We start from the raw sequence: 13,941 nt of genomic DNA on the forward strand, positions 1-13,941 counted from the left end.
CAGAATGTACGTATCTTCTTTACTGGACGGCTTAAACGACAAACAGCGCGAAGCCGTGAGTGCACCGCAATCGAGCATGTTGGTATTGGCCGGTGCCGGCAGTGGAAAAACCCGGGTATTGACCCACAGAATCGCCTGGTTGATGCAGGAAGAGCAGCAGAGTCCCTACTCGATTCTGGCGGTAACTTTTACCAATAAGGCGGCCGCCGAGATGCGCGAGCGGGTCGAAAAGGTCAGCGGCAGCAATATGTCGCGCATGTGGATAGGTACTTTCCACGGCTTAGCCCACCGCCTGCTGCGTACCCATTATCAAGACGCCAATCTGCCCCAGAGTTTCCAAATTCTCGATTCAGACGATCAGCTGCGGCTGATAAAACGTATCCTTAAGAGCCTGAATCTCGATGAGAAACAGTATCCTCCCCGTCAGGCTCAGGGCTATATCAATGGTAAAAAAGATCAGGGTTTAAGGCCGAAACATATCGATGCCGGCGGCTTCCCTATCGAACAGAATCTGCTGAAAATTTACCAGGTGTATCAGGAGTCCTGCGATCGCGCCGGTCTGGTGGATTTTGCCGAAATCCTGCTGCGTGCCCATGAGCTTTGGCTCAATAAGCCCCATATTCTTGAGCATTACCAGAACCGCTTTACCAACATTTTGGTGGACGAGTTTCAGGACACCAACGCCATTCAGTATGCCTGGATCCGTGTATTGGCAGGCAATAGCGCCAATGTGATGATAGTGGGGGACGACGATCAGTCTATCTACGGCTGGCGCGGTGCCCAGGTAGAAAACCTGCATAAGTTCCTCGCCGATTTCCCCAAGGCGCAAACCATACGCCTGGAGCAGAACTATCGCTCCAGCGGCAATATCCTCAATGCCTCCAACGAGTTGATCGCCAATAACCCAGATCGATTAGGTAAAGAGTTGTGGACAGAAGATAAGGACGGCGAGCCCATAGGGGTTTACTGCGCCTTTAACGAGATGGATGAGGCGCGCTTTATCGTCGGGCGCATCATCGATTGGCAGGACATGGGGGGCGATCTGAGCGGCTGCGCTATCCTCTACCGCTCCAACGCCCAGTCGCGGGTACTGGAAGAGGCTCTGCTGCATAAAGGTATGCCCTATCGCATCTATGGTGGCCTGCGCTTCTTCGAGCGTCAGGAGATTAAAGATGCCATGGGATACCTGCGCCTTATTAGCAACAAGAATGATGACGCCGCCTTTGAGCGGGTGATCAACACCCCGACTCGGGGCATAGGGGATCGCACCTTAGATATACTGCGCTCCACCGCGCGCCAGCAAGAATTAACCCTGTGGCAGACATGTTTGCGGGTGTTGGATGAGAAGCTGCTCAGTGGCCGCGCCGCCAATGCGGTGCGTGGCTTTATGGATCTGATTGTCGAGATGCAGCAGGACACAGAAAATCTTTCCCTGCACCGCATGACAGATCATGTGATCCAGACATCTGGCCTAAAAGCCATGTATGAGCTGGAAAAAGGGGAAAAGGCCCGTGCACGGGTGGAGAACTTAGAGGAATTAGTCACCGCGGCGCGCACCTTCGTGATGCCGGAAGAACTGGAAGATATGGGCGAGTTGAATGCGTTTCTCTCCCATGCGGCGTTAGAAGCCGGTGAAGGTCAGGCCGATGCCCATAGCGATGCGGTGCAGCTGATGACCCTGCACTCGGCCAAGGGGCTCGAGTTCCCCATGGTGTTTATGGCCGGTGTCGAGGAGGGGATCTTCCCCAGCCAGATGGCGATGGATGAGGGGGACAGACTCGATGAAGAGCGGCGCCTGTGCTATGTGGGTATGACCCGCGCCATGAAGCAGCTCTATATCACCTATGCCGAATCGCGGCGCATCTATGGCCGGGAAAATTTTGCTCGGCCGTCACGATTTATCAAGGAGATCCCCAGTGAATATGTGCAGGAGATCCGCTTAAAAACTCAGGTTAATGCGCCGGTGAATCGTTTCAGTCAGCGTATTAGCTCAGCGATCAATGATAGCCGCTCATCGGGCTTTAGTGCGGCGCCTAAATCTCGTCTGGCCGTTGGACACGATTCAGGCTTTTCCGTGAATGATAAGGTGTACCATTTCAAATTTGGCGAGGGCAAGGTGCTGGATTTAGAGGGCCATGGCGATCAGGCTGTGATCGAGGTGAATTTCGATGATGTGGGCCGTAAGCGGCTGAAAATTGCCTTTGCCCGACTCGAGAAGCGCTAGGTTTTTCGCTGGCGGCAACAAAGAGGTTGAAACTGGTATCATGTTCGTCATAATGCCTGATAGATCACAATAATCGCCCGTCATGATATGGGTTTTATCACCAAAGTGGCCAAGTGGTATTAGGAGAGCCTCAATGCAGTTAAGCAATAAATTCGACGCCTACTTGCGTCTTGCCCGTATGGATCGCCCAATCGGTACCCTGTTGCTCTTGTGGCCCTGTCTGATGGCACTGCTTTTGGCTGCGGGCGGCATGCCAGACATTAAGGTATTGATTATCTTTGTTATCGGTGTGGTCGTGATGCGCGCCTGTGGTTGTATCATCAATGATTACGCCGACCGTAACCTAGATGCCCATGTGGATCGCACCAAGTCCCGACCACTGGCCAGCGGTGAGGTGAGTGTTAAAGAGGCGTTGACCCTGTTTGTGATCTTAGGTCTGCTGGCTTTTTCCCTGGTGTTGATGCTAAATCCGCTGGTGGTGCAGCTCTCTGTGGTTGGTATCCTACTCACCATCATCTACCCCTTTACCAAACGCTTTACCAATATGCCGCAGATGTTTCTCGGTGTGGTGTGGAGCTGGTCAATTCCTATGGCCTATGCGGCACAGACAGGTACGGTTCCCGTTGAGGCCTGGTGGTTGTTTGCGGCAAACTGGTGCTGGACTGTGGCCTACGATACCATGTACGCCATGGTGGACAGGGATGATGATTTAAAAGTCGGCATTAAATCGACGGCGATTTTGTTTGGCCGTTTCGATAGGCAGATCATAGGGCTGTTTCAGCTGGCCGCATTGGGCTGTTTTATCATGGCGGGTGTCAGCGCCGATCGCGGCCTGCTGTTTGGGCTCGGCATCATCACCTTTATCGGGTTTAGTGCCTATCAACAAAAGCTGATCTTTGGCCGGGAGCGCGCCCCCTGTTTTAAGGCGTTTCTCAATAATAATTGGGCGGGTCTGGCGCTGTTTATTGGCCTAAGCGGCGATTATCTGATTAAGTAACGCAATCACAAAAGAAAAAGCCAGTTGGGTTAGCAACTGGCTTTTTTTGTCTTTTTGTCTATTTGTCTATTTGATTGCGACTGATTTACTTAGCTTCCGCTTCTTTGAGCCACTGAGCGGCACGTTTAGCGAAGTAAGTTAAGATGCCGTCGGCGCCCGCGCGCTTGAAGCACAGCAGTGACTCCATCACTATCGCTTTCTCGGCTAACCAGCCATTCTCGATGGCGGCCATGTGCATGGCGTACTCACCACTCACCTGATAGGCGAATGTCGGTACGGCAAGCTCAGTTTTGACGCGATTAACGATATCCAGATAGGGCATACCGGGTTTCACCATCACCATGTCTGCGCCTTCTTGAATATCGAGCGCCACTTCATGCAGGGCTTCATCGCTGTTGGCGGGATCCATCTGGTAGCTGTGCTTGTTGCCACCCTTAAGGTTGCCAGCAGAACCGACCGCATCACGGAAAGGACCGTAATAGTTAGAAGAGTACTTAGCCGAGTAGGCCATGATTTGGGTATTGACGTGGCCCGCTTCTTCTAAGGCCTGGCGAATGGCACCGATACGGCCATCCATCATATCCGATGGCGCCACGATATCGGCACCGGCTTCGGCGTGAGACAGGGCCTGCTTAACCAAGATCTCTGTGGTGATGTCGTTAAGGATATAGCCATCGTCATCTATGATACCGTCCTGGCCATGGGTAGTGAAAGGATCCAGTGCGACGTCTGTCATCACACCCAGCTGAGGGAAGGCTTCTTTCAAGGCTCGGACCGCGCGCTGAGCTAAGGCGTCGGCGTTATAGGCTTCTTCTGCCATGAGAGTTTTCTTTTCTGCCGGTGTCACAGGGAAAAGCGCGACCAGCGGGATCCCCAGTTTAACCAGTTCTTCCGCTTCTTTGAGCAGTAGATCGATAGAGTAGCGCTCAATCCCTGGCATAGAAGCCACCTGTTCGGTGCGGTTGTTACCTTCGAGTACGAACATAGGATAGATTAAGTCATTGACCGTCAGTTGGTTTTCGGCCATTAAGCGGCGACTAAAATCGTGTTTACGCATGCGGCGCATTCTGCGCTGGGGAAAAGCACTGGTAATAATGTTCACATTCGACTCCTAATTTAGGGTTACTGACTTTAACCATTTACACTGTTTTAAATTGACTGACGCCAAGATGCAAATGTTTAGAGTGTGTGTTTTATTGTTCGAGTTCCGGGCTGTAAACGCAAACACGGTCACGCCCCGCTTTCTTTGCACAATAAAGTGCCTTATCTGCCCGTTCAACCAAGCAGTGGAGATGTTCATCCCCTGTGACAACTTCGGCGCAGAGCCCAATACTTATGGTCAGCTGTATGCTGTTTTGCTCCCATGACAGGGGTAACTGGCTGATGGTTTGACGCATCAACTCGGCCATATTTCGGGCTCCCTCCTCAGAGGTGTTTGGCAATATCATAGCAAACTCTTCACCACCGAAACGTGACACCAGATCACTTGGGCGTCTTATTTTTTGTTTTAATGCTTGAGCGATAAGCCTTAATGTCTCGTCACCGGCTAGGTGACCATAGGTATCATTGATGGCTTTAAAGTGGTCTATGTCTATCATCAATATCGCCAGTGGCGTCTGCTGACGACGACTTAGCCGCCCCTCGGCCAGAAGGCGTTTCTCGAACGCGGCGCGGTTTTTAACACCGGTGAGGCTGTCGGTAGCATTCTGTTCGGTCAGTTTCTGGTTGGCTTCGTTGAGCTCCCTAAGGGCGATTTCTAGCTCTAAGGTTCGCTGCTGCACCATCTGTTCCAGTTTTTCATTGGTTTGCGCCTCGAGCTTGAGGGCATCTTCTCTACTCTGACGGAGACGTTCAGCCTGGGCTAAGGCTTCCTGCTGGATTTTCAGTTTCGCTTTGCGCTCATTATCGTAACGCACTGCCAGCACAGCCGTCATAAATACTACCTCGAAGGTGAGCCCAACTAGCATAGGTGTTTGATGTAGCAGTGGTAATTCTATGATATCTAGATACATTAATGTTGTAATTAGGGTGCCGGCAAACATCCCCGCCCAGGCCAGGGTGTAGAATTTGGCCAGTTTATGATCTCGCAGGCTTAAAGTGATGGAGAGCAGCATCAAAGCTGTGATCAGCAATAAGGTGACACTCGTGATGAGCTCAAATGCCTGCGAATAGGAGAGCAGCGGCGTAACTAGGATCAGCAGAGCCGTTAATAAGGTGCTGTAGCGACACAGCCTCAGCATCCCAAGGCTATGGTATTTAAGCTGCAATACTTTCTCGGTAAACAGTAGGGCAAAAGTTAAAGAGAGCGGGATCAGTGCCGGGATAAGATGATGTTGTAACATCGGCAGATTGGGCCAGAAATAGCGAAAGGCGATACCATGCAGGCTGGCGAGCAATAGGGTGACTGACAACACATAGCCAGCGTAATAACCGTAGCTGAAGGAGCGGGTTACCATGGCCATAAATAGGCTGAACAGGCCGATAGCCAGCAGGCCACCGAGCTGAAGCCCTTGATAAAAAGAGAGACGCTGAGTCTGCTCAATCAGCGCCTGTGACGGATAGAGGATCAGCGGCAGATCGGCACTGCCCTCAGATTCTATCCGAATAAAGAAGGTAGCGTTACTTTTAGGGGGTAAATCGAATCCATAGACAAAATGGTTATTCTCGACGGGTCGCTGAGAAAAAGGGTAGTTATCGCCCATCTCGATATGAATTGGCGCCTCTCCATCGTGCAGGTGATACAAACTTATTTTATCTATCAGCGGGTTATTCAAAGAGAGATAGCGGCGCATCGGTTCATGACTCGCATTATAGAGACTGAATTTGATCCAGAAGGGCGCCATAGAGACATTCCTATTCAGCTTCGGTGGAAAATGTTTCCATTGCTTATCACCTAAGGCTTTAACCTCATCTATGCTGCTGAGCTGATGGTCTTGTAGATAATAGAGCCAGCGAGTGAGTTCCAGCGACTTTTCCTGGTTTAGCATCAAGGGGGACTGAGCAGAGCAAAGCAGAGAGATGCTCCACAAAATCAGCAGAGTGAGCAGCTGCTTAGATCGCCTCATACTCTGCCTGCAAGCCAAAAAATTCACAGCTGTTATGATAAGCCTGAGCGGCAAAATCCTTCTCTGTTTCTCCTCTGAGCTTAGCAATAGTCTGACAGATATAGGGTAGATACTGTGGTTCGTTCTTACTGGATTTTGGCTTGGGGCGCATGCTGCGTGGCAACAGATAGGGACTGTCTGTCTCAATCATGATGCGGTTAGCCGGAATATCGGCGACTATGGCTGCCAGTTGCTGTCCCCGGCGCTCATCACAGACCCAGCCGGTGATCCCAAGATGAAGATCCATCTCAATGTAATTGGCAAGTTGCTCACCATTGCCGGTGAAACAGTGCAGCAGCGCACCGGGTAAATGGGGACGATACTCTTTTAAGATGGCGACAAAGTCCTCATGGGCATCGCGTTCATGCATTAATACCGGCATTTGCAGTTCTACCGCCAGTGTAAGCTGGGCAGCAAAGGCTTCGCGCTGTTTTGGCCGAGGGGAGAAATCACGGTTATAGTCCAAGCCGCATTCGCCTATGGCGACCACATTGGCCTGTTGTGCCAGATGGCGTAAGCTTAGCGGGCTGTCTTTATCCCACTCGCTGGCATGATGAGGGTGAACGCCTGTGGTTGTGTACAGGGCGTTGGGGTAGTGCTGGCTGCAAGTGATCGCCTGTTGGCTCTCTTCTAAGCTGCTGCCAATCACTATCAGGGGAGAGACGCCCTTATCCCGTGCGCGTTCAATCACCAGCGGGAGATCTTTTTCGAGTACGCTGCCAACCAGGTTGACAGCGATATCTATGTAACTTGGCATCAGTCGATACGTTTTACTCGAATGGTGGCGTTAGCACTTTCTTTACCTAAGAAAAATGACCCCAAAGTGCCTTTCTCGATATAGACGGTTTCGCCCACTTTTAATCTGAAGCGATCAGCACCATTCTGTTTCCAGACCTGGCCATTATCGAGCTTGATAGTTAACCCTCCGTGCAGCCCTTTCTGAATAGATGCGACTTTGGCACTGATCCTGTCGATTTCTTGAGGGGTTTCACGGGCGACCTTACCGAAATTTTGCTCCGATGCGGGAGAAAGTGCAGCTGTCGGCTCTGGGGTGGCAGGCTTTGTCGCCTTTGCAGTGACTGGGGCTGTTACAGAAGCCGCTGGAGTGACGACTTGTGCGCCCGGCTTTGCCTGCTTGGTTACTGTTGGGGTGATGGTTTGGGCTGCAAGCTCATCATAACAGACTAATCTGTCTAATTTGTCCTTGATGGCAGCGCACTGGGCCAGTTGCTGCTCGACTGAGGCCGAGGCCTGAAGAGAGATGGCTAATGCAGGCAGCATAAGCCAGCGCAGGTATTGAGCATGACGTAAGCGCATAAAGAGTTCCTTTTATTATTCTGAGCGCCGAGTAATACCAGAGCGAGCTAATCCGATTAGCTCGCTCTGGGTATTCATTTACGAGTTGGGCTGATCCTGCTGGCTATGCTCATCATCTTCATCGTCAGCCTCTTTCTTGCTGTAGAAGCGCGCCGCCAACAGACCACCTTCAAACAATACTAACATGGGAACTGCTAGCATGGTTTGAGAAATAATATCCGGTGGCGTGAGCAGCATGCCGATAACGAAGGCACCCACGACAATATAGGGACGTTTGGCTTTTAAATCCTCAGGTGTCGTCACGCCTGCCCAGCAGAGCAGGATAACGGCGATAGGGATCTCGAAGGCCAGGCCGAAGGCAAAAAACAACTTAAGCACGAAGTTGAGGTAGCTGCTGATATCGGTCGCGACCTGAACCCCTTCTGGTGCCACGCTGGTAAAGAAGCCGAAGACCACAGGGAAGACGACATAGTAAGTAAAGGCAATCCCCAGATAAAACAGTATGGTGCTGCTGGCCAGCAGTGGCATCATCAGGCGTTTTTCGTGCTTGTATAAACCGGGCGCAATAAAGGACCAGATCTGGAAAAGCACGTAGGGGATGGCAATGAAAAATGCCAGGATCAGGGTTAACTTAAAGGGAGCAAAGAAGGGCGCTGCCACGTCGGTCGCAATCATGCTGCCGCTCTCTGGCAGAACATTCATTAACGGCGTTGCCATATAGTGGTAAATATCATTTGCCCAGTAGACCAGGCAAATAAACACAAAAAGCACACTGCCAATGGCTTTGAGCAATCTGTTGCGCAGCTCAAGCAAGTGGCTAATTAATGGCTGTTGTTGCGACATGGATTATCCGTCAGATTTTTCGTTAGAATTGCTCGCTTTATCTGTCTCGGCCGTCTTGGGTTTCACCGTGTCGCCAGCGGGTTTGCTTTCGACAACCTCTTCAACTTTGTAGGGGCGATTAACAGATTCAGCAGCTTGTTTTAATTGATCAAGGGAATCCTGTATCTCGGGAGACAGATTCTTAAGCCCTTGGCTCTCTGCCTTCTTAAGATCGGCATGCAGCTGTTCTATCTTCAGCTCCTGCTCAAGCTCATCTTTTACCGAGTTAGCCATGCGCTTCATGGCGCGGATCCAGCCTGAAATTGAGCGCACTGCAACCGGGAGTCTTTCAGGGCCAAGTACCACTAGCCCCAAAACACCGATTAACAGTAACTCCATAAAGCCGATACCGTCGAACATAAGGAATTACGCCTGTTCTTTATCCTTGGACTCAGACTTTTTCTCGTCGCTCTGAGCTGTTTTCTCTGCCTTTGTGTCTTCGAGGGCTTTCTTCTCTTCTTCAGAAGACATGGCATTCTTAAAGCCCTTCACTGCGCCACCTAAGTCGCCACCCAGAGAACGTAATTTCTTCGTTCCGAAAAGTAAGACAACAATTAACGCAATAATAAGAAGTTGCCAAATACTAATACCACCCATGAAACTTTCCTCTTTTAATGTATTACAGTTTTTATTATGAACCTTTGGTTATTTAGTGCTAGCTAAAATTTGCGATTCTTTGGTCTAGATCGCCAACCCAGCAGCCAGAGTAGTGCTCCAGCGCCCATAGCACCATAAGAGGCCCATAGTGTAGCGTGTTGTACAAACAAAATAGTGCCGCAGATCACTAAAACCGCCGATGTGATTAAAAGGTAATTACTTTTATGGACTTTTTGTTGCTGTTTTAAGTAGCGTTCCAACAGTTGATTTTGACTGCTTACAAAGTTTTTACCCACTTTGAGGTTGTCGTAGATGAGCTCAGGTAGCTCAGGGAGCTTATCGGCCCAATAGGGGAACTGTTTTTTAACCTTCTTGGCTATGCCAATCGGCCCAATCTGTTCGGCCATCCAGCCTTCGAGGAAGGGCTTGGCAGTTTTCCACAGATCCAGTTGGGGATAGAGCTGACGCCCCAAACCTTCGATATAGAGCAGGGTTTTTTCGAGCAGTACCAGCTGGGGTTGCACCACCATGTCGAAACGGCGCGCCGTGCGAAACAGTTCGAGCAGCACATGGCCGAAGGAGATCTCATCTAACGGCTTGTTGAACATGGGTTCGCACACGACTTTGATTGCCTGCTCGAATGCCACTATATCTGTATCGGCCGAGACCCAGCCAGATTCGATATAGAGTTGGGCGATGCGGGTGTAATCGCGGTTAAAGAAGGCGAGGAAGTTCTCTGCCAGATAGCGCTTATCCTGCTCCGACAGTGTGCCCATGATGCCGCAGTCTAGGCCGATATAGAAAGGGTTGTCCGGATGTTCTGTGCTGACAAAAATATTGCCAGGATGCATATCTGCATGGAAAAAATTATCGCGAAATACTTGGGTAAAGAAGAGTTCGACGCCGCGCTCGGCCAGCAGTTGCAGATTGGTGCCCTGTGCGATAAGGGCGGCCTTGTCGGAAACCGGAATGCCGTAGATCCGCTCCATCACGATTAATCGTGTGTAGCAATATTCTTCATAAATATAGGGAATATAGAGGGCGTCGGAGTCGAGAAAGTTGTTACGCAGCTTGATGGTATTGAGGGCTTCGAGTTTAAGATTTAATTCGCCTTCTATCGTAGTGCGGTAATCTTCGACCACCTCTAAGGGGCGCAGACGGTTGCCCTGGCCGAGCAGGGTCTCGAGAAACTGGGCGCTCTGGGTCATCAATAACAGGTCGGCCTGCACCTTCTGCTCCACCTTTGGCCGTAAGACCTTGAGCACCACCTCGGCGCCGTTGGATTTGAGCCTGGCGGTATGCACCTGGGAGATGGAGGCCGATGCCAGCGGCGTGTCATCGAAATCATCGAAAAAAGTCTCAATAGGGGCGCCGAGTTCCTGCTCAATCAATTCTTTGGCAAGGGCAGAATCGAATGGCGGCACCCTGTCTTGCAACATGGCCAGCTCATCGGCCCACTCGTCACTGAGCAGATCACGGCGGGTCGAGAGCATCTGACCAAATTTAATATAGACAGGCCCGAGTTCCTGCATCGCCAGCTTGAGGCGTTCGCCGCCTACTTTGTCTTTGTGTTTGTTGGTCAACCAGAAAAAGCACAGACGCAGCAGTTTAAAGTACCAGGGTTTCAGCTTAGCGGGGATAAGACCGTCGAGGCCGTAATTAAGCGCTATTTTAATAACCTGGTATGCGCGTCGAATGCTTTTGACTGTCATCGTGTCCTGTTCGCCCCGTTGAGTAAGAGATCGATCCTTTGGCTCAGGGCGTCAGTATCTGCCTTAAGCTGTTCGATTCTATCACTAAAATGGATAAATTCGATTCTATGTGGGCTGAGGCGATACTCTTCGGTGGTTAATTGGCCAATGTGATCGCAGCTCTTGTGAAATATATCGCTAAGGTCTTGTTTTAACTGCTTAACACCTTGGGTGAGACGGTGTGTTGGGGCATCACCTATGTAACGGGATAGGGGCTCGGCAATGTCGAACTCTATCTGCTGCAACCATTGGCTGAAACTCTGCAACAGATTGAGATCCCCCTCGAGCTTGAGCTTATCCTGTTTGATTAGCTCGGTCAGGTTCGCCCCTTCTTTTAGTCGATAGAGGGTGGTGAGATCGGCCTCCACTTGGGTGGTGACCTCGCCTTCATAATGGCTAAATACTTGGATCTCTTTGGAAAACAGCAGGTAGAGGGGCCAGCTTAACTGGCTTAGGCGAATACATAATACCTTGCCTTGCAGGGCATGTTGCTTGGCGTAGGCCTGAGGCGCATGTTTAACCGCTTGTTGGAGTACGGTTTCCAGTCCCGCACAGATCAGTAATGCAATATCTCGTTTCATATTAACCCTAATCAGTGAGAGGCCAGAGTGTTGCGAACCTAGAATTTATAGCCCTTATGCAGTGCCACAATACCGTCGGTCATATTGGTGTATTCCACCTGCTCAAAACCGGCATCCTGCATCATGGCTTTCAGGGTTTCCTGATCCGGGTGCATACGGATAGACTCGGCCAGGTATTCGTAGCTGCCAGCATCCTGAGTAATGATATCACCCATTTTAGGTAAGATTTTAAAGCTGTAAAGATCGTACACCTTACGCATGAGATCATGCTGTGGCTTAGAAAATTCAAGCACTAACAGCTTTCCACCTGGCTTTAGTACCCGCAGCATAGAGCGAATTGCCGCATCTTTGTCTGTCACATTACGCAGACCGAAGGCGATGGTGATGATGTCGAAATGGTTGTCTGGGAAGGGCAGCGCCTCGGCATTGGCCTGCACATAGTTGACATTGCCAATCACGCCGCGATTACGCAGCTTTTCACGGCCCACTTTCAGCATAGAGTCGTTAATGTCGGCCAGCGTCACTTGACCGGTTTGTCCCACAATATGGGAAAACTTGGCGGTTAAGTCACCTGTGCCACCGGCCAGATCCAGTACTTTCATACCAGGACGCGCACCGGCGCTCTCTATGGTGAAACGCTTCCAGATACGGTGTATACCAAAGGACATAACATCGTTCATGATGTCATATTTTGCGGCAACAGAATGGAAAACACCGGCCACGAGATCCGCTTTTTTCTCTGCTTCAACCGTTTTATAACCGAAGTGAGTACTGTTTGGTGTGCCCTCTGACATCTGTGTATTCCTGTATGCGACTCTGATAGAGCGAGTGTAAGTGATTGACCAAATTTGCTGAATCATTAAGCGACCACATTGTGATCGGCGTTAATAATCCGCGCCTGGATTTGAAAAAAATGCGTGCTGACGCAGAGTTTACTCATCCGGCTGAGACAATATGACGGCGCATTACATCATAATATTAGTAATATGCCAACTTCCTAACCTATGGATTGCTGCGCCGAGCGGCCTTGAATATAAGCATAGATAAGCTCGCTAATACTCTGGCCCACTTCCCTTTGTCCGGCGACGCTGCCAGCCACATGACAGCTTGGTGCGCCTTCTGCCAGATGCAGGTAACTGACATTGGTCTTACTGGCGATACGATTCACATACTTAAGTGCATCCAGCAGCGGAACTCCAGCGGCGGTAGAGGCGCTACTGGGCATATTGCTGATGGCATCGAGATCCAGCTCTATCGCTACCGGCAGACCTGAATCATTCAGGTTGGTGATGATCTCATTGAGTGCGCTTTCCAGACTCAGCTCTTGTCTTACCCAGATAGCCTGCAGGCTGTGCCACTGACCGCCGAAGGCGCTTAACTGCTCAAGGGTCTGCTGACTATTCTTTAGTTCATGTAACCCGAGAACATGGTAGTAACCCAAGGCGCCACTGGCCGCGGCATAGCTAAAACCATTGCCGCTGTGGCGACCTTCTCTGGGTCTAAAATCGCTGTGGGGATCCAGGTTCACCGCCGCCACTGCCTTATTGGTGGCGTTTTTGGTCGCCATCAACAGGCCATAGGCATTGTTATGGCCGCCGCCTATCACTATGGGTTCGAGCCCGGCCTGAATGATCTGAGTGGCGACTTCTATGACACGTTTATCCAAGACATCCACTTGCGCTCGAAGCACATCGGCTGTGGCATCGCTCTCGAGTTGCAGATCGTCTGTGGCTATCTGGCCCAATACCAGACAAGACTCGCCGCTGAAAAATTGGTTGGACTGCAGGTTACACCAAACCGAGAGCGTAGCCTCGAAAGCATCGGTGGCGCCGCCACGACCAAGATTGGCCCTTGGGCCGATATCTTCGCCTACGCCTAGAATCACAAAGCGAACGCCGCTGTTTTTGGCTGCGGTTAATGCGTCGGCTAATGGCGTTTTGCCATCATAGCAATGGAGTTTCTGACCGAGCTTGGTTTCACCCTCGCGGGTGTTGGTGTATTGAAGGCACAGGTCTTGGGTAAAAGGGATCAAAGTCTGCATAATTGTTTTAGTTGTGATGTCCATGTCTGCCGACAATAGTAATAGATAATTGCGAGAAAGTAAGAAGATTTTTGGCCGCGAGTGCTGTTGGGGCTTTTGCCATAGGGTTAGGGTAAAGCAGGTCAGAATTGCCAATATCCGATATTATTTCCCACATTTATTTAACGCGAATATTTAATAGCAAAGATTAGCCTTATCGTTACAAATTGTCACATTGCTTTATTAATGCTTTGATAATCTATGATACTGCGATTATTCCTATTTTTGCTCTTAGTTAGATGGCTAGTGTGGTAACAATAGTTGTTTACGAATATGTTTTTTTAGCTTAAGGTCAATCGCGTGATCTTGATCAAAGAAACCGGTCAGTTCTAATGTTCCAATTGCATATAATATCTATATATTTAAGGACGAATTATGAGATTGCTTTTATTGCTTGGTTTGTTAATT

Annotated in this window: 13 protein-coding genes; 2 read left to right on the forward strand and 11 right to left on the reverse strand. The window is 50.2% G+C overall.

Features of this window, described 5'->3' with window-relative positions:
* Positions 1-4: 4 nt before the first annotated feature.
* Together uvrD and ubiA are read left to right on the forward strand one after the other, a co-directional pair.
* Positions 5-2,224, forward strand: a complete 2,220-nt coding sequence (gene uvrD, locus LZP69_RS12195; protein ID WP_234200900.1) for a DNA helicase II — start codon at positions 5-7, stop codon at positions 2,222-2,224.
* Between the two features lie 133 nt (positions 2,225-2,357).
* Entirely contained in the window at positions 2,358-3,221 is an 864-nt protein-coding gene (gene ubiA, locus LZP69_RS12200) for a 4-hydroxybenzoate octaprenyltransferase (RefSeq protein WP_234200902.1), read from the forward strand.
* An 85-nt stretch (positions 3,222-3,306) separates the two neighbouring features.
* Here ubiA and hemB read toward each other — a convergent pair whose 3' ends face one another.
* From hemB to LZP69_RS12255, 11 genes are all read right to left on the reverse strand, one after another.
* Positions 3,307-4,323 (reverse strand): porphobilinogen synthase, encoded by a 1,017-nt coding sequence (gene hemB, locus LZP69_RS12205; RefSeq protein WP_234200904.1) that lies wholly within the window; start codon positions 4,321-4,323, stop codon positions 3,307-3,309.
* Between the two features lie 91 nt (positions 4,324-4,414).
* On the reverse strand, positions 4,415-6,286 hold the full coding sequence (locus tag LZP69_RS12210; RefSeq protein WP_234200906.1) for a sensor domain-containing diguanylate cyclase: 1,872 nt from the start codon (positions 6,284-6,286) through the stop codon (positions 4,415-4,417).
* Positions 6,273-7,082, reverse strand: a complete 810-nt coding sequence (locus LZP69_RS12215; RefSeq protein ID WP_234200908.1) for a TatD family hydrolase — start codon at positions 7,080-7,082, stop codon at positions 6,273-6,275. The genes LZP69_RS12210 and LZP69_RS12215 overlap by 14 nt, the downstream gene beginning before the upstream one ends.
* A complete protein-coding gene (locus LZP69_RS12220) occupies positions 7,082-7,642 on the reverse strand; it encodes a hypothetical protein (RefSeq protein ID WP_234200910.1) in 561 nt (186 codons plus the stop codon). Before LZP69_RS12220 ends, LZP69_RS12215 begins: the two co-directional genes overlap by 1 nt.
* 78 nt (positions 7,643-7,720) lie before the next feature.
* Positions 7,721-8,485 (reverse strand): twin-arginine translocase subunit TatC, encoded by a 765-nt coding sequence (tatC, locus tag LZP69_RS12225; protein ID WP_234200911.1) that lies wholly within the window; start codon positions 8,483-8,485, stop codon positions 7,721-7,723.
* A gap of 3 nt (positions 8,486-8,488) precedes the next feature.
* Positions 8,489-8,884 carry a Sec-independent protein translocase protein TatB gene (gene tatB / locus LZP69_RS12230; protein WP_234200913.1) on the reverse strand — a complete coding sequence of 132 codons (396 nt, stop codon included), beginning with the start codon at positions 8,882-8,884 and terminating at the stop codon, positions 8,489-8,491.
* Positions 8,885-8,890: 6 nt separating this feature from the next.
* Positions 8,891-9,121 (reverse strand): Sec-independent protein translocase subunit TatA, encoded by a 231-nt coding sequence (gene tatA, locus LZP69_RS12235; protein ID WP_234200915.1) that lies wholly within the window; start codon positions 9,119-9,121, stop codon positions 8,891-8,893.
* Between the two features lie 62 nt (positions 9,122-9,183).
* The gene (ubiB, locus tag LZP69_RS12240; protein WP_234200917.1) at positions 9,184-10,833 is read right to left on the reverse strand and encodes a ubiquinone biosynthesis regulatory protein kinase UbiB; all 1,650 of its coding nucleotides are present in this window, start codon (positions 10,831-10,833) and stop codon (positions 9,184-9,186) included.
* Positions 10,830-11,453, reverse strand: coding sequence for a ubiquinone biosynthesis accessory factor UbiJ (locus LZP69_RS12245; RefSeq protein WP_234200918.1), 624 nt, complete (start codon positions 11,451-11,453; stop codon positions 10,830-10,832). The genes ubiB and LZP69_RS12245 overlap by 4 nt, the downstream gene beginning before the upstream one ends.
* Positions 11,454-11,491: 38 nt before the next feature.
* Complete coding sequence (gene ubiE, locus LZP69_RS12250; RefSeq protein ID WP_234200920.1) at positions 11,492-12,247, reverse strand: bifunctional demethylmenaquinone methyltransferase/2-methoxy-6-polyprenyl-1,4-benzoquinol methylase UbiE; 756 nt, start codon at positions 12,245-12,247, stop codon at positions 11,492-11,494.
* Between the two features lie 203 nt (positions 12,248-12,450).
* Positions 12,451-13,494 (reverse strand): formimidoylglutamase, encoded by a 1,044-nt coding sequence (locus LZP69_RS12255; protein WP_234200922.1) that lies wholly within the window; start codon positions 13,492-13,494, stop codon positions 12,451-12,453.
* Positions 13,495-13,941 lie beyond the last annotated feature (447 nt).

It is taken from the genome of Shewanella sp. AS1, from assembly GCF_021412565.1.
In the GTDB taxonomy this organism is placed as follows: domain Bacteria; phylum Pseudomonadota; class Gammaproteobacteria; order Enterobacterales; family Shewanellaceae; genus Shewanella.